Consider the following 25837-nt stretch of genomic DNA (forward strand, 5'->3'; position numbering starts at 1 on the left):
TGTGTCTGGCTATCAGCTGTGCATGACTTGAGTAACTGGAATACGAGCGCCCAGGAGGGACTCCTGGGCTTCATCTGTGGGGTAGGCGATCCGTGAGTCCGACCCGCCGTTCGATGCGGCGTCCGTGGGCCCGGCGTGGAGTGATGAGCGCCGCCGCTTTGGCGTTGCCGCTTATGCTCGCGACGGCGTGTAGTGGTGATGAGGGCGCGAGCCTGAGCAAGTCGGCGCAGGAGGGTTTTCTCCCGCCGGAGGGGCGGATCACGGCCGAGGCCGACATCGTCCGCAATCTGTGGGACGGCGCCTGGATCGCCGCTCTCGCCACGGGCGCGGTGGTCATCGTCCTGATCCTGTGGGCGTGTTTCTTCCACCGTAAGCGCAAGAACTCCGCCGCGCTTCCGGCGCAGGTGCGCTACAACCTGCCGATCGAGATCTTCTACACGCTCGTGCCGCTGGTCATGGTGTCGGTGTTCTTCTTCTTCACCGCGCGCGACCAGAACGCCATGCTGGCCGTCAACAACGACGCCACCGTCAAGGTGAAGGTGGAAGCGGTCCAGTGGAGCTGGCGCTTCACCACCGAGTCCGGTGGCAAGGTCAAGCAGGTGATGGGCAAGCCGGTGAGTGACTACACCCAGGGACCCCAGCTGGTCCTGCCGGTCGACACCAAGGTCGAGTTCCAGCTCGAGTCGCCTGACGTCATCCACTCGTTCTGGGTTCCCGCCTTCCTGTTCAAGCGCGACGTCATTCCCGGCATCGCCAAGGAGAAGAACCGCTTCGAGGTCACCACGCTGAACAAGCCGGGCGTCTACGCCGGGCGTTGCGCCGAGCTGTGCGGTGTCGACCACAGCCGGATGCTCTTCAACGTCAAGCTCGTCTCGAAGCAGGAATTCGAGCAGAACCTCGCCGCGGGGAGCTCGCAGTGACCGCCATTCAGGAACCCATCAGCACCACCGGTGTCCGGCCGGTCACCAAGGGACAGATCATCGCCAAGTGGCTGTCCTCGACCGACCACAAGGTCATCGGTCACCTGTACCTCATCACGTCGTTCATCTTCTTCCTGATCGGCGGCGTGATGGCCCTGGTGATGCGGGCCGAGCTCGCGGGCCCGGGGCTGCAGTTCGTCAGCAACGAGCAGTTCAACCAGCTGTTCACCATGCACGGCACGATCATGCTGCTGCTCTTCGCGACGCCGCTGTTCGCGGGCTTCGCCAACGAGCTCATGCCGCTGCAGATCGGCGCCCCCGACGTGGCCTTCCCGCGTCTGAACATGGTCAGCTACTGGCTCTACCTGTTCGGCGGCATCATCACCGTCTCGGGTTTCTTCACCCCCGGCGGCGCGGCCAGCTTCGGCTGGTTCGCCTACGCCCCGCTGTCCGACGCGATCTACTCGCCCGGCATCGGCGGCGACCTGTGGATCATGGGTCTGGCCCTGTCGGGCCTGGGCACGATCCTCGGCGCGGTCAACTTCATCACCACGATCATCTGCATGCGCGCGCCGGGCATGACGATGTTCCGCATGTCGATCTTCACCTGGAACGTCCTGCTCACCAGCATCCTGGTGCTCATGGCCTTCCCGGTGCTGGCCGCCGCGCTGCTGGCGCTGGAGGCCGACCGCAAGCTCGGCACCCACATCTTCGCCTCGGAGACCGGCGGTGCGATGCTCTGGCAGCACCTGTTCTGGTTCTTCGGGCATCCCGAGGTGTACATCATCGCCCTGCCGTTCTTCGGTATCATCACGGAGATCCTGCCGGTCTTCAGCCGCAAGCCGATCTTCGGCTACATCGGCCTGGTCGGCGCGACGATCGCGATCGCCGGTCTGTCGATCACCGTGTGGGCGCACCACATGTACGCCACGGGACAGGTGCTGCTGCCGTTCTTCGCGTTCATGACCTTCCTCATCGCGGTACCGACCGGTGTGAAGTTCTTCAACTGGATCGGCACGATGTGGCGAGGCCATCTGAGCTTCGAGTCGCCGATGTTGTTCTCGGTGGGCTTCCTGATCACCTTCCTCCTCGGTGGTCTGACCGGCGTCATCCTCGCCAGCCCGCCGCTCGACTTCCAGCTGTCCGACTCCTACTTCGTCGTGGCGCACTTCCACTACGTGGTCTTCGGCACCGTGGTGTTCGCGATGTTCGCGGGCTTCTACTTCTGGTGGCCCAAGTTCACCGGCAAGATGCTCAACGACAAGCTCGGCAAGCTGCACTTCTGGCTGCTGTTCATCGGTTTCCACGCCACCTTCCTGGTGCAGCACTGGCTCGGCGCGATCGGCTTCTCCCGCCGCTACGCCGACTACAGCGTGATCGACGGCTTCAGCACGCTGAACATGTTCTCGTCGGTCGGCGCGTTCCTGCTCGGCGCCTCCACCATCCCGTTCCTCTACAACGTGTGGCGGACCTGGAAGACGGCGCCGAGGGTCACGGTCGACGACCCCTGGGGTTACGGCGGTTCGCTCGAGTGGGCGACCTCCTGCCCGCCGCCGCGGCACAACTTCACCTCGCTGCCGCAGATCCGCTCCGAGCGCCCCGCGTTCGACCTGCACTACCCGCACGTGTCCGCCAAGCGTCCCGTCGCTGCCGTCGAGGGTGAGGCCTGATGAAGGTTCAGGGTTGGTTGTTCCTGCTCTGCGGCGTCTTCTTCGCGGCCGCGGACATCGCCTACTGGTTCTGGACCAAGGCGGAGAACGGCGTCGGCGAGCCGGTCGGCACGACGGCGATGGCCATCTCGGTGGCCTTCGCCTTCATGATCGGCTACTACCTGATGTTCACGGCCAAGCGCATCGGGCACCAGCCCGAGGACGACAAGCAGGCCGACATCAGCGAGGGCGCCGGTGAGATCGGCTTCTTCTCGCCGAGCAGCTGGTGGCCGCTGTTCGTCTGCCTCGCCGCCGCCTTCGCCTTTGCCGGCTTCGCGGTGGGCCTGTGGATGTTCATGATCGGCACCGCCTTCGTGATCATGGCGATGGTCGGCTTCGTCTTCCAGTACTACCGGGGGAACTTCTCCCACTGAGCAGTCGAGGATCAGCAGCCGGTACGCCTCGCCGTACCGGCTGCTTTTTCGTTGTTTTGACTCGCCGGATGTGGCTAATCGATCACTTAGGGTAATAACCCGGTGACAAGCTGGATCTTTCGGTGGGGGAGTTCCCATGGTGCGCGGCACAGTCGGGCTGCTGGCCCTGTCCTCGATGGTCGCCTGCTCGGCGGTGAGTGCGTCGGACGGCGAAACGGCCAGCCCGGCGCCGGTGGCCGAGGCGAAGCTGACGGTGTTCCCGCAGCACAAGGCGGACAACGTCGACACGGACGCTCTGGTGACCGTCGGGGCGGTCGACGGGACGCTGCAGAGCGTCAAGGTCCGGGCGGCGGGCGGGGAACTGGCCGGCGACCTGAGCGCCGACGGCACCCGCTGGCGCAGCGTGCGCACGGCCAGGCCGGGCACCACCTACACGGTCACCGCCGTCGCGGTGAACCCGCAGGGGCGCAAGACCGAGACCAAGACCACCTTCACCACCGACGACGCCGAGCGCACGTTCGACATCGAGCGCATGCTGCCGAACAAGGACGAGACCGACCTCACGGTCGGCGTCGGCATGCCCATCATGATCGAGTTCAGCCGGGACATCACCGACCGCGTCGCCGTCGAGCGCAACCTCATCGTGCGCAGCTCCAAGCCCGTCGAGGGCGCCTGGCACTGGTTCGACGACCGGCACATCGACTTCCGCCCCAAGACCTACTGGCCCGCGCACACGCGCGTCAGGCTGGAGGCCAGGCTCGCGGGCGTCGCCGGCGGCGACGGCCTGTACGGCAAGCGCGACCACGTGCTCAACTTCAAGATCGGTCGCGAGCAGATCACCAAGGGCAACATCGACAACCACCACCTGACCGTGCGCCGCAACGGCAAGGCGATCCGCGAGATCCCCATGAGCGCCGGGCAGGGCGGGGCGTGGAAGTACTACACGACCTCCGGCGTGCACCTGGCGATGTCGCGCGAGCCGGTGACCATCATGATCTCGCCCGGGATCGGGCCGGGGCAGGCGGGCTACTACCGCAAGACGGTCTACAACACGGTGCGCATCTCCAACTCGGGCGAGTACGTGCACAGCGCCCCCTGGTCGGTCGGGTCGCAGGGCTACGCCAACGTCAGTCACGGCTGCGTCAACGTCAGCCCAAGTCACGCCTCGTGGTTCATTAGAAACACTTTGATCGGCGACCCCATCGTGTTGACCGGCACACCGCGTAAGTTGGAGCCGACCAACGGTTGGGGGCACTGGCAGGAGGACTGGAAGCAGTGGCTCAAGTGGAGCTCCACCAAGTCCTTCCCCACCGGCACGCTGTAGTCACGCGCCGGCGGGCGCCCGTTCGCGCGTCCTGCACGGCACCGGGGCTCCGCCCGGACGGACGGGCGTCTCGTACGGCACGCGGGCTCACCCCGGACGGACGGGCGTTTTGTACGGCACGCGGGCTCACCCCCGCCCGCCGTACGGGGCCGGGCTCTGTCCAGGGAGACGCCACTGCGGTGTGCGTGGCCGGGCGCCGTGACGCGACGGCTAATCGGCAACGGGTCGCACCCGCTTGGAGGGTGGGTGTGGCCTGCTCCGGGGCGGTGTCCGCCGCTGCGGCGCCCCGGGTGCGTCGCCCCGCCGTGAGCGTGCCCGTTCCCCAGGGTGGAAGGCGAGGGTGTGCGGTGGCCGGGCAGCACGCGCAGCCCGGCGACAAGCCGCGCCCGTTATTAGCCGGGCGGCCGCTGTGGCCGCTGTGGCCGCCGTGCCGCCGTGGTCGCTGTGGCCGCCGTGGTCACCTTGTCGCTGTGGCCGCGCGCAATTCCGGTAGGCGGTGCTGTCGAGGCCGCGACCCTGCCGTGGGCCCTGACGCTGCGGCCCCATAATCCTCTGAGCGGCCCTGATGCGGCCGCCTGCGACCTCCGGCGGCCGGACGCACCCCCGGTGCCGCCGCGCCCCGATGATCGGCTCAGCGACGTCTGCAGGGCCCTGGCTCAGCCCGCGGGGCGGAACGAGCGGCTGACCTCGATCCAGCGGTCGAGCGTCGAAGCCGCGCGGCCCGAGTCCACCGCCTGGATGGCCCGCGCGTAGCCGTCGATCATCGCCGAGTCGAGATCGTCGCCCGCGCCCTCCAGCGACACCAGCGCCGCCGCCGCGTTGAGCAGCACCGCGTCGCGCACCGGCCCGTGCTTGCCGCGCAGCAGGTCGTGCACCGCCTGCGCGTTGAAGGTCACGTCGCCCCCGCGCAGCGCCCCCACGTCGGCCCGCGCGATGCCGAGCACGGCCGGGTCGAACGTCGTCCGCGTGGCCTGCCCGTCGCGGACCACCCACACCGTGGAGGTGGTCGCGATGGTCAGCTCGTCGAGGCCGTCGTCGCCGCGGAACACCAGCGCCGAGACGCCGCGCTCGGCGAAGACGCCCGCGAGGACCGGCAGCATGTCGGTGTCGTAGACGCCGATGGCCTGGGCGGCCGGGCGGGCGGGATTGGTGAGCGGGCCGAGGAAGTTGAAGACCGTCGGGACGCCGAGCTCCTTGCGCGGCGGTCCGGCGAAGCGCAGCGCGGGGTGGTAGACGGGGGCGAAGCAGAAGGCGATGCCCGCCTCCTGGGCGACCCGCGCGGTCTGCTCGGGGGACAGGTCGAGCACGATGCCCAGGTGCTCCAGCACGTCGGCGGCGCCGCACGAGGAGGAGGCGGCCCGGTTGCCGTGCTTGACCACGCGCGCGCCCGCGGCGGCGGCCACGATGGCGGCCATCGTGGAGACGTTCACCGTGTGGGCGCGGTCACCTCCGGTGCCGACGACGTCGACGACCGGGCCGGGGACGCTCAGCGGCGTGGCCAGGTCGAGCATGGTGCGGGCCAGGCCGGTGACCTCGGCCACGGTCTCGCCCTTGGCGCGCAGCGCGATCGCGAAGCCGGCGATCTGGGCGGGGGTCGCGGTGCCCGACATGATCTCGCGCATCGCCCAGGCGGTCTCGTCGGCCGTCAGGTGCTCGCCGGCGAGCAGAGCCGACAGCAGCGCCGGCCACGTGGTGCGGGAGTCCATCGCAGTACCTACTTCGCGTCGTCGTGGGCGTCTGTCGGGCATCTGTCGGGCGTGTGCCGGGCGTGTGCCGGGCGTCTGTCGGGCGTGTGCCGGTGGTCGGTCGGGCGTCTGTCGGGCATGTGCCGGGCGTCTGTCGGGCGTCTGTCTGGCGGCCGGCAGTTGGAGGCGCCGGGCGGTAGGGCGGGCTTGGTCCGGCCGGTCCTGTGGCCTTCGGCTGGTCCCTGCGGGCCGGCCGCCCTGGGGAGGCGGCCCGCGGGATCACGGGCGCCGCGCCGTACGCCCAGGTGCGGTCAGGCGGTCAGGCGGGTGGCGGTGCGCTTGCGCATCAGCTCGGCCACGGCGTCGGCCACGGCCACCGGCTCCAGCGGCTGCGCCACCACGGCGTCGGCCTTGGACCAGTCGGCCAGCCACCGGTCGTCGCGCCGCGCGATGAGCAGCAGCACCGGCGGGCAGTCGTACACCTCGTCCTTGGCCTGGCGGCAGACGCCCATCCCGCCCGCGGGCTGGGTCTCGCCGTCGAGGACGGCCACGTCGATCTCTCCGGAGGCGAGCCACTGGTGGACCTTGGGCTCGGTGGCGCACTCCACGATCTCCACGAGGGGGAGGTCCGCGGCGGGACGTCGGCCGATCGCCAGGCGCACCTTCTCCCTGGTGTTGGCGTCGTCGCTGTAGACGAGGACCTTCATCGTGTCGTCGGCGGTGGTGCTCACGTCACGGCTCACTATCGGTCGTAGCTTGTCTGGTCATCAGGATCGTACCGGGGTGCCAGGTCGGATACCGAGGGTGGCGGTACCGGTAGGTGATTTATTCCCATTATCCCTGCTTGGTGCGACCTCACTTGCCACTATCGGGGGGTCGAGAAGCGACCCGACCATGGGAACCGCAATAATGCTGCCCGTGGCGACAGCATCCGCAATAACTTCGACGACAGCACACTCGTCGCGCAGACCGAACCTGGTCAGCGTGGGGACGATCGTGTGGCTGTCCTCTGAGCTCATGTTCTTCGCGGCGCTGTTCGCGATGTACTTCACCATCCGGTCGGTGAGCCTCGGCGAGGGCTTCGCGTGGGAGCCTTCGCTCCCGCCCGCGGGCACCGAGGGCACAGCTCACCTGAACATCCCGTTCGCGACGGTCAACACGATCATCCTGGTTCTGTCCTCCGTGACGTGCCAGCTGGGCGTGTGGGCCGCGGAGAAGGGACAGGTCGGCAAGCTCCGCTTCTGGTACATCGTCAGCTTCCTGATGGGCGCGGTCTTCGTCGCCGGTCAGATCTACGAGTACATGGAGCTGGCGCACGAGGGCGCGACCCTGTCCGCGAACGCCTACACCTCGGTGTTCTACCTGACGACGGGCTTCCACGGCCTGCACGTGACCGGTGGCCTGATCGCGTTCCTGTTCATGCTGGGACGCACGTACGCCGCGAAGCGCTTCACGCATGAGCAGGCCACCAGCGCGATCGTCGTGTCCTACTACTGGCACTTCGTCGACGTCGTCTGGATCGGTCTTTTCGCGACCATCTACATCATCCGATAGGGACGGGATCTCTGTGTCTAGGATCACCGCTCGACGGCGGCATCCCCTCGCGAGATACGCCGTCCTGATCTTCGCCTTGGCGATCTTCGGTGTGGGTTACACCACGATCGCCAAGTTCTCGCGTCCGGCCGAGGCGACACTGGCCACCGGCCAGGACCCCGTGGCCGAGGGCAAGAACCTCTTCCAGGCGCACTGCTCCAGCTGCCACGGCCTCAGCGCCGAGGGCACCTCGACCGGCCCGACCCTGATCGGCGTCGGCGCCGCGGCCGTCGACTTCCAGGTCAGCAGCGGCCGCATGCCGGCCGCCAACCCCGGCGCCCAGGCGCCGCGCAAGCCGACGGCTCCGTGGGTGACCCCGGAGAAGATCGAGGCGCTGGCCGCCTACGTGCAGTCCCTGGGCGGCGGTCCGACCGTGCCCGAGGAGAAGTGGCTCGACGCCTCGCTGGGCAGCGAGGCCAAGGGCGGAGAGCTGTTCCGCGCCAACTGCATCCAGTGCCACAACTGGGCGGGCGGCGGCGGCGCGCTGACGCAGGGCAAGTACGCCCCGGCGCTCAACGCCCCGTCCGAGAAGCAGATCTACGAGGCGATGGCCACCGGTCCGCAGGCGATGCCGGTGTTCAACGACAGCACCATCACGCCCGAGCAGAAGCGCGACATCATCGCCTATGTCAAGGGCGTTCGTGAGCAGACCGACCCGGGAGGTTTCGGTCTCGGGCGCATCGGCCCGGTCACCGAAGGCCTTGTAGCGTGGATCGTGGGCATCAGTGTGCTCGCCCTCGCCGCCATCTGGATCACCGCGAAGAAGCGACAGAAGCCATGACAGACAACGAGCACGAGATCGAGCAGCCGGAAAGCCGCGTTCCCAAGCGCGTCATCGGCACCCCTGCGCCGGGCACCTCGATGCTCGGCGCCCAGGAGGCCAGGCACGACTCCGACGACGAGCCGGGCGTGATCCTCCCCGACGAGGTCAAGGCCCGCAAGGCCGAGAAGATCGTGGCCCTGTGCTTCATGGTCACCTTCGCCGCGGCGATCGCCTTCCTGGTCTTCTACGTCATCCTGCCGGTCGACAGCCTCGACAACACGGCGCTGTCCAACCTGGCGCTGGGTGGCACGCTGACGCTGGCGCTGCTGGGCCTGGCCTCCGGCATCGTGATCTGGGTCCGCCAGCTCATGCCGAAGTACAACCTGGTCCAGGAGCGTCACCCGATGGCGACCGACGGGGAGACCCGCGGCTACGTCGAGGAGACCTTCCTCAAGGGCGCGAACGAGAGCGGCTTCGTCAAGCGCAAGATGCTGCGCCGCACCCTGCTGCTGGCCTCCGCGCCGCTGGGCCTGCTTCCTCTGGTCCTGCTGCGCGACCTCGACAACAACACGCCGCTGCCCGCGTCGAAGTTCCACACGACGCTCCGGCACACGGTGTGGGGCACCAAGACCAAGGAGGGCAAGAACCTCCGCCTGGTCGTCGAGGGCACCGGCCAGCCGATCAGGGCGGCCGACTTCAACTCGCCCGGCGGCATCCTGTCGGTCGTGCCGGAAGGCTACGAGCACGACCTCAACGCACTCGCCAAGGCCACGCTCATCCTGATCAAGTTCCGCCCCGAGGAGATCAAGGGTGGCGTGAACAAGAACTGGACGCACGACGGGATCGTGGCCTACTCCAAGATCTGCACGCACGTGGGCTGCCCCGCGGCCCTGTACGAGCAGACGACCCATCACATCCTGTGCCCCTGCCACCAGTCGACGTTCGACGCGGCCGACGGCGCCAAGGTCATCTTCGGCCCGGCCGCCCGGCCGCTGCCGCAGCTGCCCATCGCCGTCGACGAGCAGGGCTACCTCATCGCCCAGGGAGACTTCGCGGTGCCGCCCGGCCCGTCCTACTGGGAGCGCGGCGACGCCGAGCAGCTGGCCCGGGAAGAAGGTAAGTCAGCATGAGCGAACTGAAGGCGACTCCCAAGGCGATCTCCGGCCCGTCGAGCTTCATCGACGACCGCATCGGCGCGGGCAGCTTCCTCAAGCGCAACATGCGCAAGATCTTCCCCGACCACTGGTCGTTCCTGCTGGGGGAGATCGCGCTCTATTCCTTCATCATCCTGCTGCTGACCGGTACGTTCCTGACGTTCTGGTTCCAGCCGAGCATGGGCCACGTCGAGTACAACGGCCCGTACGCACCGCTGCAGGGCGTCATGATGTCGGAGGCCTACGCCTCGGCGCTGGAGCTCAGCTTCGAGGTCCGTGGCGGTCTGCTCATGCGGCAGATGCACCACTGGGCCGCCCTGCTGTTCGTCGCCGGCATGATGGTGCACATGCTCCGCGTGTTCTTCACGGGTGCATACCGCAAGCCGCGCGAGCTCAACTGGGTCATCGGCGTGCTGCTGCTCACGCTGGCCCTGGCCGAGGGTCTGACGGGCTACTCCCTGCCCGACGACCTGCTGTCGGGTGCCGGTCTGCGCATCACCGAGGGTGTGGCGATCTCGCTGCCGCTGGTCGGCACGTACATCACGTTCTTCCTGTTCGGCGGCGAGTACCCGGGTGTCGATGTCATCTCCCGGTTCTACTCCCTGCATATCCTGCTCATCCCCGGCATCATCCTGGCGCTGGTCTCGGCCCACATGGTGCTCATGTGGGTGCAGAAGCACACCCAGATGCCGGGCAAGGGCCGCGACAACAAGAACGTGGTCGGCGCGCCGTTCTACCCCGCGTTCATGCTCAAGGCCGGGGCGTACTTCTTGTTCACCTTCGCGGTGATCGCCGGCCTGGGGACCTTCGCCCAGATCAACCCGATCTGGATCTTCGGTCCGTACAACCCGGCCGACATCTCCGCCGGTTCGCAGCCGGACTTCTACATGGGCTTCCTCGAAGGCTCGCTGCGACTGATGGTGCCGTGGGAGATCAACCTCGGCGGCACGAACACCTGGGGCACGCTGCCACTGAGCGTGATCATCCCGGCGCTCGTGCCGATGGGCATCATCATGACGGGCCTGGCGCTCTATCCGTTCCTGGAACAGTGGATCACGGGCGACCGGCGTGAGCACCACATCGCCGACCGTCCGCGCAACAACCCGCACCGCACCTCGATCGGCATGGCCGCGATCGCCTTCTACGGCGTGCTGTGGCTGCTGGGCGCCAACGACGAGCTCTCGTGGGTCTTCTCGATCAGCCTGAACTGGACGACCTACATCGGCCGGGTCGCGGTGTTCGTGCTGCCGGTGATCGCCTACATCGTGACCTACCGCATCTGCCTCGGTCTGCAGCGTTCCGACGCGGCGATCATCGGGCACGGGGTGGAGTCCGGTGTCATCAAGCGGCTGCCGCACGGTGAGTTCATCGAGATCCACACGCCGCCGGCGGACGACATCGAGGCTCACATGCGCGGCAAGGAGGCGGTGCCGATGGTGCCGGTCCTCGTCGACAGCGCGGGCATCCCGCCCAAGGGCATGCGCGGGCCGATCGGGAAGCTGCGGGCCCGGATGTCCAGGGCCTACGGCGGGGAGAAGATCCCCTTGGACGACGGTCACGGGCACGACGGTCACGGCGACGACCACGCCGCGATCGGTACGGGTGGCGACGAGAAGTCGATCACGCACTGACCTGATCGCTTGAAGGAGGGGCCCGGGCGGGGATTCACCGCCCGGGCCCTTTCGCTTGCCGTACCGCAGGAGCCAGGGGCCAGTGGCCGGGGCCGTGTCGGACGGCAGGGCCAAGGGGCGGGGGCCTGTCGGACGGCAGGCGGCGCGGGGCGCCTGCCGCGTGGCGTACGGCGGAGCCTGTCGCCTGTCGGTGATCGGCCCTACACTCACCCCTCATGACCGAAGTAGACGAGCACGGCCGTCCGGAACCGCCGCTCGCGGGGGACGAGGTCGGAACGCTCCTGACGTTCCTCGACTACCAGCGCGCCACCTTCGCCTGGAAGTGCGAGGGCCTCGACGCCGAGGGGCTGCGCGCGACGGTGGGCGCCTCGTCGATGACGCTGGGCGGCATGCTGAAGCACCTGGCCTACGTCGAGGACGACTGGTTCGGCCACTGGCTGCACGGCCTGGAACTGCAACCGCCGTGGGACGAGGTCGACTGGGACGCCGACCCCGACTGGGACTGGCACTCCGCGGCCGAGGACCCGCCGCAGGAGCTGCGTGAGCTCTGGCAGGCGGCGGTGGCGCGCTCGCGGGTCAGGATCCAGCAGGCGATGGCCGCGGGCGGCCTGGAGTACCTGTCGCTGCGCGGGTGGCCCGACGGCAGGGCGCCGAGCCTGCGCTGGATGCTGGTGCACATGATCGAGGAGTACGCGCGTCACAACGGGCACGCGGACCTGATCCGGGAGTCCGTGGACGGCACGACGGGCGAGTGAGGCGCCCGGCCCGCGCCCGTCAGGCGGTGGCGGCGAGGGCCGGAGCGCTCCGTCCGGCCAGCCACAGCCGCCTGGCCATCCAGGCGACCCCGATCGCGGCCATCACGAGCCCGCCCAGGTAGACGGGTTCCGGTACGAGGTTGCGCAGCGATCCCGGCGTCATCCCGGCCGCGTACAGCACGACGGCGGGCACGGCCATCGCGCGGCTGCGGATGGCGGCCGCGCTGAAGGCCAGCACGCCCAGGAGCAGGATCACCGAGGTGACCAGGAACGCCCGGCCGGTGGTTCCGGCGAGCAGGCCGGTGACGACCGGCCGGTCGAGGTAGGGGAAGACGAAGTGGAGGATGTACTCCACGGCGAAGGCGCCCGTCAGCCCGGCCGCGTTGAGGACGAATCCGGCGAGCCCGAGCCGTCCGGCGGAGTCGCGGATGAGCAGGTAGATCCCGACGATGGCGAATAACCCGGCGAGTGCGGCGAACGGTGCGATGGCATGGGTGAAGGCGGTTTCCGGCAGGAACCCGCCGCGCCGTGCGGCGTTGACGACGAGAAGGGCGGCGCAGGCGAAGCCCGCTGCCGCGCTGACCTGATAGATCCTCACTGTGCTCTCCTTCCGAGGGCGATAACGCTTGTTATGATGCGCGTTATCGCGGGATATGGTGAGAGCGTGGCGAGAGACGTAAGCACCTCGAAAGATCTCGGCTCGCTGCGCCGCGACCTGCTCGACGCCGCCGTGCGCGTGCTGCGCGACGAGGGGGCCACGCATCTGACGCTCCGCCGCGTCGCCGACGCCGCCGGCACCTCCACGATGGGGATCTACACCGCGTTCGGCGGCCGGGCCGGGCTCCTGGAGGCGGTCTACGAGTACGGCTTCGGCGTCCTTCACGGGTCGCTGACGGCCTCACTGGAGGGGCACGCCGATCCGATCGGCCGGATCCTGGCGGTGGCGCACGGCTACCGGGAGTTCGCCCTGGCGGATCCCCGCCTCTACGCGCTGATGTTCGAGCGGCCGCTCGCGGGCTTCGATCCCTCGCCCGAGGTGCGCCGAGCCGCGCTCGACCGTACCTTCGCCCTGCTCACGGCGGCGATCGAGGCGGCATCGCAGGCGGGTCTCATCCGTCCGCCGGATCCGGTGCGCGCGGGCTATCTGGTGTGGACCACGATCCACGGCATCGTCAGCATCGAGCTGACGTGCGGCGGCAGGAGCCGGTTGCCCGGCTGGTTCCTCGACTCCCGCGAGGAGGGCGAGCGGGTGCTGGCCGAGGGGGTCGCGACCCTGCTCGCCGGGCTGGGCGCCCGCGAGGTCACGGCCGCCCGACGCTCATGTAGGTGAAGCCGAGCGCGCGCATCTTGGCCGGGTCGAGCAGGTTGCGCCCGTCGAACATGACGGGCCGCCGCATGAGGTCGTGGGCGTCGTGCCACGGCAGCTCGCGCAGCTCCGGCCAGGCGGTGGCCAGGATGACCGCGTCGGCGCCGTCGAGGGCGTCGAGCGCGCGCGGGTGGCGAGTGGTCTGCGACCACGGCTCGGGCAGCTCCTGAGGCGCCAGCGGGTCCCAGCAGCGCACCCTGGCGCCCTCGGCGAGCAGCCGGGCCGCCAGGACCGTGCTGGGCGACTCGCGCATGTCGTCGGTGCTGGGCTTGAAGGTCATGCCGAGCAGCGCGATCTCGGTGCCCTCCAGGCTGCCCAGGGCCTGCTTGAGGGTCTGGATGGCGCGCCGCTTCTGCAGGTTGTTCACCTCGATGGCGGCGTTGAGCAGCTGCGGGTGGTATCCGGTGTTGCTGGCCAGCTGCTTGAGCGCCTCGGAGTCCTTCGGGAAGCAGCTGCCGCCCCAGCCGATGCCGGCCTGCAGGAAGTGGGAGCCGATGCGGTGGTCGAGCCCGATGGCCTTGGAGACGAGCTCGACGTCGGCGCCGGTCAGCTCGCACAGGGCGGCGATCTCGTTGATGAAGCTGATGCGGGTCATGAGCGCGGCGTTGGCGGCGAGCTTGGTCATCTCGGCGGAGGCGACGTCCATGATCTCGATGGGCGCGTTGATGCCGTGGTGCAGGTCGGCGACGAGGCGGATGGCATCCTGGTCGGAGCCGCCGATGACGATGCGGTCGGGGGTCATGAAGTCGGCGACGGCGCGGCCCTCGGCGGTGAACTCGGGGTTGGAGGCGTAGCCGACGTGCTCCAGGCCCGACTCGTTGAGCACCGTGCGGATCCGTTTGCCTGTGCCGACCGGCACCGTGCTCTTGACGACCACGGCCAGCAGGGCGGGCGCGCCCCTGAGGGAGTCGACGACCGACCACACGCGTGACAGGTCGGCGTCGCCCGAGACGGTCGGCGGGGTGTCGACGCAGACGTAGGCGACCTCCGCGGCGGCCAGGGCGGTGGCGGCGTCGAGGGTGAAGCTGAGCCGCTCGGTGTTGCGGGCGATCATCTCGGCCAGGCCGGGCTCGAAGATGGGGACCTCGCCCGCCTGCAGCCGCTGGACCCGGTCGGGCTGGATGTCTCGGACCACGACGGCGTGCCCGAGCTCGGCCAGGCAGGCGGCGGTGACCAGGCCGATGTATCCGGCTCCGAAGACGGCGATGGTGCGTGGCATGGCAGCCCGTCCTGTATGTGATCGCTGGCGGTCAACCACCTTACCGCTGAGTTCATGCATTGACATATAAAGCCTATTTTCCTACTGTCTATGTAGGTAATGTGGAGAAAGGGACCGGAATGACGGCAAGCCCTGTTGACCTGGACACCTACGGCCCCTACGGCAGGGGCACGCCGACCTACCCCTTCCAAGGACGGATCGGCTCTCCCCGATTCCCGGCAGAACCCGGCCGCTACCACCTGTACGTCGCGTGGGTCTGCCCCTACGCGCAGCGAGCGGTCATCGTGCGCCGGCTCAAGGGCCTGGAGGACGTGGTGAGCCTGTCGTACGTCGACGACGAGCGCGACGGCAGGGGCTGGGCCTTCAGGCAGCGGCGCGGCGCCGACCCGATCAACGGTTTCGACTTCCTGGAGCAGGCCTACCATGCCACCGAGCCCGGCTACCCGGGCCACATCTCGGTGCCGGTGCTCTGGGACAAGCAGCAGGGCGTCATCGTGAGCAACAACTACCCGGACATCACGATCGACCTGGCCACCCGGTTCGGGGGCGGCGGGCCCGACCTCTACCCCAAGGACCGGCGCGCCGAGATCGACGAGCTGAACGACTGGATCTTCCACAACGTCAACAAGGGCGTCACCCCCGGCAGCCTGGAGGTGCTCGACGACCGGCTGAAGGACCGGCCGTACCTGTTCGGCGAGGAGATCACCGAGGCCGACGTGCGGCTGTGGCCGTCGCTGGTCCGCCTGGCGCCCTTCCCGGAGCACAAGCACCTGTGGGACTACACCGGCCGCCTGCGCGAGCACGACGCCTTCGGACCGACCCATGCGTAAGCAGGTCCACCTCGCCGCGCACTTCCCCGGCGTCAACAACACCACCGTCTGGGCCGATCCCCGCTCCCTGAGCCAGATCGCCTTCTCCTCCTTCGCCCACCTGGCCCGCACGGCGGAGCGCGGCACCTTCGACTTCTTCTTCCTGGCCGAGGGGCTGCGGTTACGCGAGCACAAGGGCCTCATCCACGACCTCGACGTGGCGGGGCGGCCCGAGGCGCTGACCGTGCTGTCGGCGCTGGCCGCCGTGACCGACCGCCTCGGCCTGGCCGGCACGGTCAACGCCACCTTCAACGAGCCGTACGAACTGGCCAGGCGCCTGGCCAGTCTCGACCACCTCAGCGCGGGCCGCGCGGCGTGGAACGTCGTCACCACCTCCGACGCCTTCACCGGCGAGAACTTCCGGCGCGGCGGCTATCTGGACCGCGCCGACCGCTACCGCAGGGCGGAGGAGTTCCTGCACGTGGCCGGCGCCTTCTGGAACTCCTGGGAAGCCGACCCCTTCCAGGGCCAGGACTTCGTACGGCAGGGCGCGATCAGACAGGTCACCCACGAGGGCACGCACTTCGGCGTCACCGGCACCGCCACGCTGCCCGGCGGCCGCCCGGTGATCATCCAGGCGGGCGACTCCGACGAGGGCAGGGAGTTCGCCGCACGCAACGCCGACGTCATCTTCAGCCGCCACGGCACCCTGGAGGACGGCAAACGGTTCTACACCGACGTCAAGACCAGGCTGGCCGGGTACGGGCGCAAGCCGTACGAACTCAAGATCATGCCCGCCGCCACCTTCGCCCTCGGCGGGACCGAGGAGGAGGCCAGGTCCAACGCCGACGCCATCCGCCGCCAGCAGGTCGGCCCGCGCACGGCGCTGGCCTTCCTGGAGCAGGTGTGGGGGCGCGACCTGTCCGGCCACGACCCCGACGGCCCGCTGCCCGAGACCGACCCCGACGACGGCGAGGGCGTCACGCAGGGCCGGGTGCCGCTGGGCGACCGGCAGGCGATCGCGGCCAAGTGGCGCGCGCTGGCCGCCGAACGCGGCCTGACCACCCGCGAGCTGGTCATCGAGGTCACCGGCCGCCAGACCTTCGTCGGCACACCCGAGCAGGTGGCCAGGCAGATCGACGAGCACGTGCAGGCCGACGCCGCCGACGGCTTCATCCTCGTGCCGCACCTGACACCCGGCGGGCTCGACGACTTCGTCGACACCGTCGTACCGCTGCTGCGCGAACGCGGCGTCTTCCGCGAGTCCTACAGCGGCTCGACCCTTCGAGAGCACCTGGGGCTGACCCGATGAGCCTGCACCTGGCGGTGGCGCTGGAAGGCGCCGGATGGCATCCCGCGGCCTGGCGGGAAGGGCTGCTCACCCCGTCGGAGGTGTTCGACGCGCAGTACTGGACCGCGCTGGTGCGCGAGGCCGAGCGGGGGCTGCTCGACTTCGTGACCTTCGAGGACTCCTTCGGCCTGCAGTCCACCCTGCTCGACGGCCTCGACTCGCGCACCGACCAGGTGCGCGGGCGGCTCGACGCGGTCCTGCTCGCCGCCCGCATCGCGCCCCTCACCACCCACATCGGGCTGGTACCGACGGCCACGACCACGCACACCGAGCCGTTCCACGTCGCGATCGGCATCGCCTCGCTCGACTTCGCCAGCGAGGGCAGGGCCGGCTGGCAGCCGCGGATCTCGGCCCGCTCGTCCGAGGCCGCGCTGATCGGCAGGAGGGACTTCCCGATCCTGGGCACGGGCACGCGAGCCCAGGCGCACGAAGGGCGCCCGACGGCCTTCGAGGCGGCCATGGACGACGACTTCCGACGGCACGTCGCCGGCCTGTTCGAGGAGGCGGGCGACGCGGTCGAGGTGGCCAGGCGGCTGTGGGACAGCTGGGAGGACGACGCGGAGATCCGCGACGAGGCCACCGGGCGATTCCTCGACCGCGACAAGCTGCACACGATCGACTTCGAGGGGCGCTTCTTCAGCGTCAGGGGCCCGTCGATCACCCCGCGCTCGCCGCAGGGCCAGCCGGTGGTGACCGCGCTGGCGCACTCGCGGGTGCCGTACGAGTTCGCCGTGCGGCACGCGGACGTGGTGTTCGTGACGCCGCATTCACGCGAGGAGGCCGCGGCCACGGTCGCAGAGCTCCGCGACCTGGAAGCCGGCTCCTCGCGCGGACCGGTCAAGATCTTCGCCGACCTGCTGGTCTTCCTGGGCGACGACGCCGCCGAGCGCAAGGCCCGCCTGGACGCGCTGGACGGCGCCCCGCTCGCCTCGGACGCGCTCGTCTTCGCCGGGAGCGCCGAGGAGCTCGCCGACCTGCTCCTGGACTGGCGGGAGGCGGGCGTCGAGGGCTTCAGGCTGCGCCCCGGCGCCCTGCCGTACGACCTGAAGGTCATCGCCCGCGAGCTGACCGCCGTCCTGCGCGCCCGCGGGGCCTTCCGCGACGCCTACGAGGCCGGCACGCTGCGCGGCCATCTCGGCCTGACCAGGCCCGCCAGCCGCTACGCGGAGGTGTCATGAAATTTCTCGGCATCACCCTGATCACCCACCTGGACGGCTCCACTCCCACCGAGCGGCTGCGTGAGGTGGTCGACACCGCGGTGCTCTTCGAGGAGCTCGGCTTCGACGGCTTCGGCGTGGGGGAGCGGCACGAGCGGCCCTTCATCTCCTCCTCGCCGCCCGTGGTCCTCAGCCACATCGCCGCCAGGACCCGCGACATCAGGCTCTTCACGGCGGTGACGACGTTGTCGCTGCTCGACCCGGTGCGCGCCTACGAGGACTACGCCACGCTCGACCACCTGTCGGGCGGGCGGCTCGAACTGATCATCGGCAAGGGCAACGGCGCCGCCCAGCGCGAGCTGTTCAGCGTCACCCCCGACGACCAGTGGGAGCGCAACCGGGAGGGCTACGAGCTGTTCCGCAGGCTCTGGCGCGAGGACAGGGTCACCTGGAGCGGGAAGTACCGGCCGCCGCTGCGGGACGCCGAGGTGCTGCCCAGGCCGCTGCAGAGGCCGGTCCGCGTCTGGCACGGCAGCGCCACCAGCAAGGAGTCGGTGGAACTGGCCGCCGCGTACGGCGATCCGCTGTTCTCCGCCAACGTCACCAACCCCATCGGCCCCTACGCCGAGCTGGTCGACCACTACCGCGAACGCTGGGCCCACCACGGCCACGACCCGGCCAAGGCCCTGGTCGGCGCCGGAACGGCCGCCTTCTACGCCGCCGAGAACTCCCAGAACGCGATCGAGACCTACCGGCCGATCTTCACCGAGCGGCTGAAGCTGTTCGAGCGGGCCGGCCTCGACCCGGTCTTCCCCACCGTGGAGGACTTCGCCGAACGCAGCTCCGCCCTCATCGGCAGCCCTCAGCAGATCATCGACAAGGTGCTGCGCTACCACAAGCGCTTCGGCCACGAGGTGATCCACATCCCGGCGGACCGCGAAGGGCTCACCGAGGCCCAGCACCGCCGCACCCTTGAGCTGTTCCAGAGCGAGATCGCCCCCGTGCTGCGCGACGAGATCCCGGCGGTGAAAGCATGACCGCGTTGTCCATCCTCGACCTGGCCCCCATCCCCTCGGGCGGCACCGCGGGCCAGGCCCTGCGCAACAGCATCGACCTGGCCGTCAAGGCCGAGCAGTACGGCTACCGCCGCTACTGGGTGGCCGAGCACCACTTCGCCAGGGGCGTGGCGAGCGCGGCCCCCGCCGTGCTCATCGGCCTGGTGGCCGCCGCGACCTCCCGGATCCGGGTGGGATCGGGAGCGGTGCAGCTCGGGCACCAGACGCCGCTGTCGGTCGTGGAGTCGTTCGGCCTGGTGGACGCCCTGTATCCGGGACGCGTCGACCTGGGCATCGGACGCTCGGGGCAGCGGCGTGCCGAGCTGGCGGCCGAGGCGCCGCCGCCGCCCAGGTCCGAGGCTCGTGTGGTCGACGGGCTGCTGATCCCGCCGCCGTTCGACTACTCCGTCCTGGTCAAGCACCCGCAACTGCGCCACCAGATCGCCTTGCTGCAGCAGCCGGGCGCGCAGACGCCCGACTTCGCCGACCAGATCGACGAGGTCGTCGCCTTCCTCGACGGCACCCACCAGGCGCCCGCCGTCCCCGGCGAGGGCGCCCGGGTCGAGCTGTGGATCCTCGGCAGCAGCGGCGGGCAGTCCGCACGGGTCGCGGGGGAGCGGGGGCTGCCCTTCGCCGCCAACTACCACGTCGCGCCCTCCTCGGTCCTGGAGGCGGTCGAGGCCTACCGGGAGGCGTTCAAGCCGTCCGCCACGCTCGCCGAGCCGTACGTGATCGTCTCGGCGGACGTGGTCGTGGCCGGCACCGACGACCACGCCCGCGAGCTGGCCTCCCCGTACGGGTTGTGGGTGCGCTCGATCCGCAGGGGCGACGGCGCGATCCCGTTCCCCACCCCGGAGGAGGCCGCCGCCTTCGACTGGAGCGAGGAGGACAGGGCCCTGGTCCAGGACCGGCTCGACACCCAGTTCACCGGCTCGCCCGAGACCGTGGTGGAGCGGCTGCGGACCCTGCGCCGGGTGACCGGCGCCGACGAGCTGCTCGTCACGACCATCACGCACGACCACGCGGACCGGGTCCGCTCCTACGAACTGCTGGCCAAGGCCTGGGAAGGACGAAAGTGAAGATCCTGCGGGCAGTGCTGCCCCTGGTGTTGCTGGCGGCGGCGTGCGGGACAGGGGCGCCGCAGGAGGCGGCCACCGGCACCGTCACGGGCACGAGCCTGACCTGGGCGATCGAGACGCAACCCGTGACGCTCAACCCGCACCAGTGGGCGCAGAACAAGGCCAGGCTGCTGGTGTTCAACCAGTTCGACGCGCTGATCGCCCGCGACAAGACCGGAAATTTCGTGCCGTGGCTGGCGAAATCGTGGCAGGTTTCGCCCGACCACCTGACCTACACCTTCGAGCTGCGTGACGACGTCACCTTCCACGACGGGACGAAGTTCGACGCCGCCGCGGTCAAGGCGAACCTCGACCAGTTCGGCAAGGCCGACTACAACGCCGTCGTCAAGGCCATCCAGCTGCGCAACCTCGAAAGGACCGAGGTGCTGTCGCCGACCTCGGTCAGGCTCACGCTCAAGAATCCCGACGCGCTGCTGCTGGACTTCCTCGCCTCGCCGTACGGAGGGCAGGTCTCGCCGAAGTCGCTGCAGAACGCCAAGGACCTCAAGGCGGGCGGTCCCGACCTGGTCGGGACCGGGCCGTTCGTCCTGGAGGCGTTCGTGCCGGGCCAGGAGATCCGCTACCGGCGCAACGACGCCTACGCGTGGCCGCCCGCCACCGCCGCGCACCAGGGCCCCGCGCACCTGTCGACGCTGACCTACCGCATCCTGCCCACGGCCTCCGTGCGCGTCGGCGCGCTCACCTCGGGCCAGGTCCAGGTCGTCGAGGGCGTGCCGGCCACCGAGATCCCCCTGATCAAGGCCGATCCCGAGCTGACGTTCGCCAGCGAGCTGAACACCGGCACCTCCTTCACCTACTACTTCAACGTCTCCCGGGCCCCCTTCGACGACAAGCGGGTACGGCAGGCCTTCCGCGAGGCCGTCGACGTCGACAAGGTCCTCGCCTCCGTCTACCAGGGCAGCGCCAGCCGCGCCTGGAGCCTGGTCGGCAGCCGCAGCCCCTTCTACGACGCCTCCCTGGAGAAGAGCTACGGCGGTGACACCGCCAAGGCCAACGCGCTGCTCGACGAGGCCGGATGGACGGCGCGTGACGCCGAGGGCTTCCGCACCAAGGACGGCAGGCGGCTCACCGTCAGGACCGTCGCGGCCGCCCCGTTCGTGCGCGACCGCCGCGACGTGCTGGCCCAGGCCATCCAGGCGCAGGTCAAGCAGAGCGCGGGGATCGACTTCCAGGTGAAGATCGTCGACGCGGGGACCGCCACGAAGGCGGTCGAGGACAACGAGTACGAGCTGTTCGAGAACTCGCGCGGGGACTCCGACGTGGGGGCCGCGCTCAACCTCATCCTCCCGGCCAAGGGCGCGATCAACCGGACCAGGCGGGACGACCCGGAGCTCGACGCCTGGCTGGTCGAGGCATCGACGACGTCCGACCCCGCGCGGCGCAAGGAGCTGTACCTGAAGGTGCAGCAGCGGGTCGTGACGGAGGAGGCGATCGTGCTGCCGGTCTACCAGCCGGCCGACCAGATCGCCGCCCACCGGAGCGTCGGCGGGCTCGGCTTCGACCCGTCGTCGGGCACGCCCGGCAGCGCCTACGACGTGCGGATCGGCACGTGAAAACCGTCGTCGTCCGGCTCGCGGGAGGCGTGGGCGTCATGTGGGCCGCGGCGACCGCCTCCTGGCTGGCGTTGCTCGTCGCGCCGGGCGACGTCACCAGCATCCTGCTCGGCGACGGCGCCGACACCCCCGAGATCCGCGCGGCCATCGCCCGAGAATGGGGCCTCGACCAGCCCCAGATCGTGCAGTACCTGTCGTATCTGGCCCGGCTCCTCCAGGGCGACCTCGGCCGCTCCTACACCCTCCAGCAGGGCGTCGGCGACCTCCTGGCGGGCCAGCTCGGACCCACCGTCGAGCTGATGCTGGCCGCCACCGCGACCGGCATCGTCCTGGCGCTCCTGCTGGCCGTCGCGACCGCCGGCAGGGGCCGCTGGCTGCGCGGCGCCGTCTCCGGCGTGCAGCTCGCCTGGGTGTCGGTGCCGCCGTTCCTGGTGGGCATCCTGCTGCTGTTCGTCTTCTCCTTCACCCTCGGCTGGTTCCCCGTCTCCGGCGCGCGCGACACCTCGGCCCTGGTGCTGCCCGCGCTCACGCTCGGGCTGCCCATCGCGGGCTCGCTCGGCCAGGTGCTCAGGGAAGGGCTCGAACGCGCGCAGGAGCAGCCGTTCGCGGTGACGGCGAGGGCACGCGGGCTGACCGAGAGCGCCCTGGTGGTGCGTCACACGCTCCGGCACGCCTCGCTGCCCGCCGTCACGCTGGCGGGCATGCTGACCGGCAGCCTGCTGGGCGGCGCGATCATCACCGAGTCCCTGTACGGCAGGCCGGGGCTGGGACAGCTGACCCTGACCGCGGTGACCAGTCAGGACCTGCCCGTCATGATGGCGATCGTCATCCTCGCCGCCGCCCTGTACGTGCTGATCAGCACCGTGCTCGACCTGCTCTACCGGATCATCGACCCGAGACTGCGGAGCGCGTGATGGCCGGAGTCCTCGCCCCCACACCCTGGGCGCCACGCCTGGGCGCCCGCATCGTCACCGCGCAGCTGTTCCTGCTGCTCCTGGCTCTGGCGGCCGCCGTACCCTCCCTGCTCACCCCCGTCGACCCGCTCCAGGCCGACCCCCTCACGGCGCTCGCCCCGCCGAGCTCCGAGCACTGGTTCGGCACCGACCACCTCGGCCGCGACGTGCTCGCGCGGGTCGTGCACGGCGCACGCTTCTCGCTCGGCATCTCCCTGGCCGCCACCGGCCTGGCCCTGACCGCGGGACTGCTGCTCGGCCTCGCGGCGGGCCTGGCGCCCCGCTGGCTCGACGAGCTCATGACCCGCGCCTTCGACGTGCTCTCCACGCTGCCGGAGATCCTCTTCGCCCTGCTCGTCATCGCGATCATCGGCCCGGGCACCGCCAACGTCGTCGTCGCCATCGCGATCGCCCAGCTGCCGAACTACGCCCGCGTCGTGCGCGCCCAGACCTTCGTCGTGCGCCGCTCCGGCTACGTCGAGCAGGCCGTCACCCACGGCCACCGGCCATGGGTGATCACCACCCGGCACGTCCTGCCCAACGTGCTCGGGCCGCTGCCGGTGCTGGCCACCATCGGGCTCGGCACCGCCATCGTGGCCGCGGCGGGGCTCAGCTTCCTTGGCATGGGACCGCAGCCGCCCGCGGCCGAATGGGGCGCCATGTTGTCCGAGGCGCGCAACTATCTGCGCGTGGCCTGGTGGGAGGCGTTCTTCCCCGGGCTCGCGGTCACCGCGACGGTGATCAGCCTGACCGTCGTCGGCAGGCGCCTGCAGCGGCGCTTCGAAGGCCGGCCTTCCGAGAGGGGTGTGGGGTGAGCCTGGTCAGCATCGACGACCTGCGGGTCTCGTTCGCGGGGACGCAGGTGGTCAGGGGGATCTCGCTGACGATCGAGCCGGGCGAGTGCGTCGCGATCGTGGGCGAGTCGGGGTCGGGCAAGAGCGTGACCGCCAGGTCGCTGCTCGGCCTGGCCGGTCCCGGGTCACGGGTGGAGGCGTCGCGGTTCCTGCTCGGCGGGGAGAACGCGCTGGCCTTCGGGGAGAGGCAGTGGCGGCGGGTGCGGGGGCGGTTCGCCGGTCTCGTGCTCCAGGACGCGCTGGTCTCGCTCGACCCGCTGCGCACGGTGCGGGCGGAGATCGCCGAGTCCCTCCGCCGCCCGGGACCCTCCGCCGCGCTCGCCCCCGCCGGTTCGACACGGCAGAGAGTCCTCGACCTGCTCACCGCCGTCGGCGTCCCCGAGCCGGAGACGCGCCTCGGCCACTACCCCCACCAGCTCTCCGGAGGCCTGCGCCAGCGTGTCCTCATCGCCTCGGCCATCGCCGCCGACCCGCCCCTGATCATCGCCGACGAGCCCACCACCGCCCTCGACGTCACCGTCCAGGCCCAGATCCTGCGCCTCCTGGCCGAGCGCAAGGCAGCGGGCACAGCACTGCTCCTCATCAGCCACGACCTGGCCGTCGTCGCCTCCGTCGCCGACCGCATCCTCGTCATGAAAGACGGCCTCGTCGTCGAACAGGGCAGCACCGCCCGCGTCCTCGGCGAACCCACCCACCCCTACACCCGCCGCCTCCTGGCCGCCGTGCCCTCCGCCGCCTCTCGCGGCCACCGCCTCTCGGACGGCACCCGCGTCACGGCCGAGCGCCCCCGCTCCGACGAGGTGGTCCTGTCCGCCTCCGGCCTGTCCTTCTCGTACGGCACGCGCACGGTCGCCCAGGACATCGGCTTCGTCCTCCACCGCGCGGAGACGCTCGGCGTGGTCGGGGAGTCGGGCAGCGGCAAGACCACTCTCGCCCGCCTGGCCCTGGGCCTGCTGAAACCCACCTCGGGCACCGTCACCCTCCTGGGCAGCCCGTGGAGCGGCGTGACCGAGAAGTCCCGGCGCCCCCTGCGCCCCCGCATCCAGGTGATCTCCCAGAACCCGCTCGACTCCTTCGACCCCCGCTACACCGTGGCCCGCCTCGTCTCCGACCACCGCCGCCTGCCGGAGGAACGCATCGAGGAACTCCTGGAGTACGTCGGCCTCGACCTGTCCTTCGCCGCCCGCCGCCCGCGCGACCTGTCGGGCGGGCAGCGCCAGCGCGTCGCCATCGCCAGGGCCCTCGGCTACCGGCCCGACGTGCTGATCTGCGACGAGCCCGTGTCGGCGCTGGACGTCTCCGTGCAGGCGCAGGTCCTCGACCTGCTCGCCGACCTCCAGGCGGAGCTGGGGATGGCGATGGTGTTCATCTCCCACGACCTGGGAGTGGTGCACCACGTGTCGGACCGGGTGCTGGTCATGAAGGACGGCCGGGTCGTGGAGAGCGGGGAGGCGGACGACATCTTCTTCGACCCCGGCCACCCGTACACGAGGGAGCTCCTGGCCGCCGTCCCCGGCCCGGTCGTCGGCGTGGCGGCTATTGGCGAGTGAACCGGGTGGGCCGCACCACCAGCACCACCCGCCGCTCGGCATCCCCCACCGGCCTGTCGTACGGCAGGCCGTACCGCCGCGCGAGCACGTCGAAGAACTCCCCGCCGGGATCCGCCTCCACCCGCTCGACCGTGCCGCGCACCTCCAGGTACCGGTACGGCTGGTCGGGATCGTTGATCGACATCGCCACCCGCGGCCGCGCGGCGGCGTTGCGCCCCTTCTGACGGTCATGGGTGGTGGTGAAGCGCAGGAACTCGCCGTCCCAGATCGTCCACACGGGCGTGACCTGCGGGCTCCCGTCGGGCATCAACGTCGCCAGGTGGGCGAAGAGCGGACGGTCGAGCAGATCGGCATGAGTCTCAGGAATCATGCCGAGCAAACTATCAAAGCTTTTATGGTTATCAAGACTCGAATGCTCCGAGCGTCTTCGTCGCCCTCTCCAGCAGCGCCCGCAGCTGCGCCCGCTCGGCCTCCGAGAACGCGTCGAACAACCGCCGCTCGACCCCCGACGCCGCCTCATCGGCCCGCTCGACCAGCGCCTCGCCGTCGGGAGTGAGCCGGGTGACGAGCACCTGGGCGTGATCGGGCGAAGGGGTGCGCTCGATGAGCCCCCGGCCCTCCAGGGTCTTCAGCACCGTGGTCATGCTCTGCGGCGTCACCAGGCACAACCTGGCCAGCCGCGCCCCCGAGACGCCGGGCACCAGCCACAGGGACAGCAGGGCGGCGTACTGCGGCACCGTCAGCCCGAAGGGGCGCAGCACGCGTGTCTTCTCGGCGATCAGCGCCTGCTCGGCCTGCTTCACGTACCCGCCGAGCCGCCACTCGGTCGCCTTGATGCTCATGGGTCGAGGGTATGCCATCAGGGGGTTGACGGTTCATCAGCGCGCTGGGCGCCGCATCGGCCTCGTCGGCTGGATCACGCG

The 25837-nt window shown here is 70.1% G+C and carries 25 protein-coding genes; 19 read left to right on the forward strand and 6 right to left on the reverse strand.

Annotated elements, in window-relative coordinates:
• Positions 1–143: 143 nt before the first annotated feature.
• The 4 genes from ctaC to HNR30_RS03970 all read left to right on the forward strand — a co-directional run bounded on the left by ctaC (position 144) and on the right by HNR30_RS03970 (position 4327).
• Positions 144–920 carry an aa3-type cytochrome oxidase subunit II gene (gene ctaC / locus HNR30_RS03955; protein WP_246377136.1) on the forward strand — a complete coding sequence of 259 codons (777 nt, stop codon included), beginning with the start codon at positions 144–146 and terminating at the stop codon, positions 918–920.
• Positions 917–2590, forward strand: a complete 1674-nt coding sequence (ctaD, locus tag HNR30_RS03960; RefSeq protein WP_181608251.1) for an aa3-type cytochrome oxidase subunit I — start codon at positions 917–919, stop codon at positions 2588–2590. The genes ctaC and ctaD overlap by 4 nt, the downstream gene beginning before the upstream one ends.
• Entirely contained in the window at positions 2590–3003 is a 414-nt protein-coding gene (locus tag HNR30_RS03965; RefSeq protein WP_181608252.1) for a cytochrome c oxidase subunit 4, read from the forward strand. The genes ctaD and HNR30_RS03965 overlap by 1 nt, the downstream gene beginning before the upstream one ends.
• Before the next feature lie 136 nt (positions 3004–3139).
• Complete coding sequence (locus tag HNR30_RS03970) at positions 3140–4327, forward strand: L,D-transpeptidase (protein WP_181608253.1); 1188 nt, start codon at positions 3140–3142, stop codon at positions 4325–4327.
• A gap of 656 nt (positions 4328–4983) precedes the next feature.
• Here the strand turns inward: HNR30_RS03970 and trpD are convergent.
• Together trpD and HNR30_RS03980 are read right to left on the reverse strand one after the other, a co-directional pair.
• Positions 4984–6033: an anthranilate phosphoribosyltransferase gene (gene trpD, locus HNR30_RS03975; protein ID WP_181608254.1), complete on the reverse strand. Its 1050-nt coding sequence runs from the start codon at positions 6031–6033 to the stop codon at positions 4984–4986.
• Between the two features lie 290 nt (positions 6034–6323).
• Entirely contained in the window at positions 6324–6719 is a 396-nt protein-coding gene (locus HNR30_RS03980) for a response regulator transcription factor (protein WP_181608934.1), read from the reverse strand.
• A gap of 202 nt (positions 6720–6921) precedes the next feature.
• On the opposite strand from HNR30_RS03980, the gene ctaE reads away from it, so the two are divergent.
• The 5 genes from ctaE to HNR30_RS04005 all read left to right on the forward strand — a co-directional run bounded on the left by ctaE (position 6922) and on the right by HNR30_RS04005 (position 11908).
• Positions 6922–7566: an aa3-type cytochrome oxidase subunit III gene (ctaE, locus tag HNR30_RS03985; protein WP_181608255.1), complete on the forward strand. Its 645-nt coding sequence runs from the start codon at positions 6922–6924 to the stop codon at positions 7564–7566.
• A 13-nt stretch (positions 7567–7579) separates the two neighbouring features.
• Complete coding sequence (qcrC, locus tag HNR30_RS03990; RefSeq protein ID WP_181608256.1) at positions 7580–8386, forward strand: cytochrome bc1 complex diheme cytochrome c subunit; 807 nt, start codon at positions 7580–7582, stop codon at positions 8384–8386.
• Positions 8383–9498 (forward strand): cytochrome bc1 complex Rieske iron-sulfur subunit, encoded by a 1116-nt coding sequence (qcrA, locus tag HNR30_RS03995; RefSeq protein WP_181608257.1) that lies wholly within the window; start codon positions 8383–8385, stop codon positions 9496–9498. Before qcrC ends, qcrA begins: the two co-directional genes overlap by 4 nt.
• Positions 9495–11153 (forward strand): cytochrome bc1 complex cytochrome b subunit, encoded by a 1659-nt coding sequence (gene qcrB / locus HNR30_RS04000; RefSeq protein WP_181608258.1) that lies wholly within the window; start codon positions 9495–9497, stop codon positions 11151–11153. The genes qcrA and qcrB overlap by 4 nt, the downstream gene beginning before the upstream one ends.
• Before the next feature lie 215 nt (positions 11154–11368).
• Entirely contained in the window at positions 11369–11908 is a 540-nt protein-coding gene (locus HNR30_RS04005) for a DinB family protein (RefSeq protein WP_181608259.1), read from the forward strand.
• A 19-nt stretch (positions 11909–11927) separates the two neighbouring features.
• Here HNR30_RS04005 and HNR30_RS04010 read toward each other — a convergent pair whose 3' ends face one another.
• A complete protein-coding gene (locus tag HNR30_RS04010; RefSeq protein ID WP_181608260.1) occupies positions 11928–12506 on the reverse strand; it encodes a hypothetical protein in 579 nt (192 codons plus the stop codon).
• Positions 12507–12572: 66 nt separating this feature from the next.
• Here HNR30_RS04010 and HNR30_RS04015 point away from each other — a divergent pair, with 66 nt between their 5' ends.
• Complete coding sequence (locus HNR30_RS04015; RefSeq protein WP_181608261.1) at positions 12573–13238, forward strand: TetR/AcrR family transcriptional regulator; 666 nt, start codon at positions 12573–12575, stop codon at positions 13236–13238.
• Here HNR30_RS04015 and HNR30_RS04020 read toward each other — a convergent pair.
• Positions 13210–14493 (reverse strand): UDP-glucose dehydrogenase family protein, encoded by a 1284-nt coding sequence (locus tag HNR30_RS04020; RefSeq protein WP_181608262.1) that lies wholly within the window; start codon positions 14491–14493, stop codon positions 13210–13212. The genes HNR30_RS04015 and HNR30_RS04020 overlap by 29 nt on opposite strands.
• 119 nt (positions 14494–14612) lie before the next feature.
• On the opposite strand from HNR30_RS04020, the gene HNR30_RS04025 reads away from it, so the two are divergent.
• Genes HNR30_RS04025 through HNR30_RS04065 form a run of 9 tightly spaced genes read left to right on the forward strand, consistent with a single transcriptional unit; the run spans position 14613 to position 24914 of the window.
• On the forward strand, positions 14613–15323 hold the full coding sequence (locus HNR30_RS04025) for a glutathione S-transferase C-terminal domain-containing protein (protein WP_181608263.1): 711 nt from the start codon (positions 14613–14615) through the stop codon (positions 15321–15323).
• Positions 15316–16614, forward strand: a complete 1299-nt coding sequence (locus HNR30_RS04030) for an NtaA/DmoA family FMN-dependent monooxygenase (protein ID WP_181608264.1) — start codon at positions 15316–15318, stop codon at positions 16612–16614. The genes HNR30_RS04025 and HNR30_RS04030 overlap by 8 nt, the downstream gene beginning before the upstream one ends.
• Positions 16611–17831 (forward strand): LLM class flavin-dependent oxidoreductase, encoded by a 1221-nt coding sequence (locus tag HNR30_RS04035; RefSeq protein WP_181608265.1) that lies wholly within the window; start codon positions 16611–16613, stop codon positions 17829–17831. The genes HNR30_RS04030 and HNR30_RS04035 overlap by 4 nt, the downstream gene beginning before the upstream one ends.
• The gene (locus HNR30_RS04040) at positions 17828–18847 is read left to right on the forward strand and encodes an LLM class flavin-dependent oxidoreductase (protein ID WP_181608266.1); all 1020 of its coding nucleotides are present in this window, start codon (positions 17828–17830) and stop codon (positions 18845–18847) included. Before HNR30_RS04035 ends, HNR30_RS04040 begins: the two co-directional genes overlap by 4 nt.
• Entirely contained in the window at positions 18844–19944 is a 1101-nt protein-coding gene (locus tag HNR30_RS04045) for an LLM class flavin-dependent oxidoreductase (RefSeq protein ID WP_181608267.1), read from the forward strand. The genes HNR30_RS04040 and HNR30_RS04045 overlap by 4 nt, the downstream gene beginning before the upstream one ends.
• A complete protein-coding gene (locus HNR30_RS04050) occupies positions 19941–21557 on the forward strand; it encodes an ABC transporter substrate-binding protein (protein WP_181608268.1) in 1617 nt (538 codons plus the stop codon). Before HNR30_RS04045 ends, HNR30_RS04050 begins: the two co-directional genes overlap by 4 nt.
• A complete protein-coding gene (locus tag HNR30_RS04055) occupies positions 21554–22471 on the forward strand; it encodes an ABC transporter permease (RefSeq protein ID WP_312894215.1) in 918 nt (305 codons plus the stop codon). The genes HNR30_RS04050 and HNR30_RS04055 overlap by 4 nt, the downstream gene beginning before the upstream one ends.
• A complete protein-coding gene (locus HNR30_RS04060; RefSeq protein ID WP_181608269.1) occupies positions 22471–23325 on the forward strand; it encodes an ABC transporter permease in 855 nt (284 codons plus the stop codon). Before HNR30_RS04055 ends, HNR30_RS04060 begins: the two co-directional genes overlap by 1 nt.
• Positions 23322–24914: a dipeptide ABC transporter ATP-binding protein gene (locus HNR30_RS04065; protein WP_181608270.1), complete on the forward strand. Its 1593-nt coding sequence runs from the start codon at positions 23322–23324 to the stop codon at positions 24912–24914. Before HNR30_RS04060 ends, HNR30_RS04065 begins: the two co-directional genes overlap by 4 nt.
• Here the strand turns inward: HNR30_RS04065 and HNR30_RS04070 are convergent.
• Together HNR30_RS04070 and HNR30_RS04075 are read right to left on the reverse strand one after the other, a co-directional pair.
• Positions 24901–25284, reverse strand: a complete 384-nt coding sequence (locus HNR30_RS04070) for a PPOX class F420-dependent oxidoreductase (RefSeq protein WP_181608271.1) — start codon at positions 25282–25284, stop codon at positions 24901–24903. The two genes, HNR30_RS04065 and HNR30_RS04070, sit on opposite strands and share 14 nt — an antisense overlap.
• A 31-nt stretch (positions 25285–25315) precedes the next feature.
• Entirely contained in the window at positions 25316–25756 is a 441-nt protein-coding gene (locus HNR30_RS04075; protein WP_181608272.1) for a MarR family winged helix-turn-helix transcriptional regulator, read from the reverse strand.
• Positions 25757–25837 lie beyond the last annotated feature (81 nt).

Source organism: Nonomuraea soli (genome assembly GCF_013761175.1).
Classification (GTDB): Bacteria; Actinomycetota; Actinomycetes; order Streptosporangiales; family Streptosporangiaceae; genus Nonomuraea; species Nonomuraea soli.

Excerpts from the sequence above, each read along its gene's own strand:
- ctaC (WP_246377136.1), top strand. The coding sequence starts at position 144 with ATGAGCGCCGCCGCTTTGGCGTTGCCGCTTATGCTCGCGACGGCGTGT.
- HNR30_RS03965 (WP_181608252.1), top strand. The coding sequence starts at position 2,590 with ATGAAGGTTCAGGGTTGGTTGTTCCTGCTCTGCGGCGTCTTCTTCGCG.
- HNR30_RS03970 (WP_181608253.1), top strand. The coding sequence starts at position 3,140 with ATGGTGCGCGGCACAGTCGGGCTGCTGGCCCTGTCCTCGATGGTCGCC.
- trpD (WP_181608254.1), bottom strand. The coding sequence starts at position 6,033 with ATGGACTCCCGCACCACGTGGCCGGCGCTGCTGTCGGCTCTGCTCGCC.
- HNR30_RS03980 (WP_181608934.1), bottom strand. The coding sequence starts at position 6,719 with ATGAAGGTCCTCGTCTACAGCGACGACGCCAACACCAGGGAGAAGGTG.
- ctaE (WP_181608255.1), top strand. The coding sequence starts at position 6,922 with ATGCTGCCCGTGGCGACAGCATCCGCAATAACTTCGACGACAGCACAC.
- qcrA (WP_181608257.1), top strand. The coding sequence starts at position 8,383 with ATGACAGACAACGAGCACGAGATCGAGCAGCCGGAAAGCCGCGTTCCC.
- qcrB (WP_181608258.1), top strand. The coding sequence starts at position 9,495 with ATGAGCGAACTGAAGGCGACTCCCAAGGCGATCTCCGGCCCGTCGAGC.
- HNR30_RS04005 (WP_181608259.1), top strand. The coding sequence starts at position 11,369 with ATGACCGAAGTAGACGAGCACGGCCGTCCGGAACCGCCGCTCGCGGGG.
- HNR30_RS04020 (WP_181608262.1), bottom strand. The coding sequence starts at position 14,493 with ATGCCACGCACCATCGCCGTCTTCGGAGCCGGATACATCGGCCTGGTC.
- HNR30_RS04025 (WP_181608263.1), top strand. The coding sequence starts at position 14,613 with ATGACGGCAAGCCCTGTTGACCTGGACACCTACGGCCCCTACGGCAGG.
- HNR30_RS04030 (WP_181608264.1), top strand. The coding sequence starts at position 15,316 with ATGCGTAAGCAGGTCCACCTCGCCGCGCACTTCCCCGGCGTCAACAAC.
- HNR30_RS04035 (WP_181608265.1), top strand. The coding sequence starts at position 16,611 with ATGAGCCTGCACCTGGCGGTGGCGCTGGAAGGCGCCGGATGGCATCCC.
- HNR30_RS04040 (WP_181608266.1), top strand. The coding sequence starts at position 17,828 with ATGAAATTTCTCGGCATCACCCTGATCACCCACCTGGACGGCTCCACT.
- HNR30_RS04045 (WP_181608267.1), top strand. The coding sequence starts at position 18,844 with ATGACCGCGTTGTCCATCCTCGACCTGGCCCCCATCCCCTCGGGCGGC.
- HNR30_RS04060 (WP_181608269.1), top strand. The coding sequence starts at position 22,471 with ATGGCCGGAGTCCTCGCCCCCACACCCTGGGCGCCACGCCTGGGCGCC.
- HNR30_RS04070 (WP_181608271.1), bottom strand. The coding sequence starts at position 25,284 with ATGATTCCTGAGACTCATGCCGATCTGCTCGACCGTCCGCTCTTCGCC.
- HNR30_RS04075 (WP_181608272.1), bottom strand. The coding sequence starts at position 25,756 with ATGAGCATCAAGGCGACCGAGTGGCGGCTCGGCGGGTACGTGAAGCAG.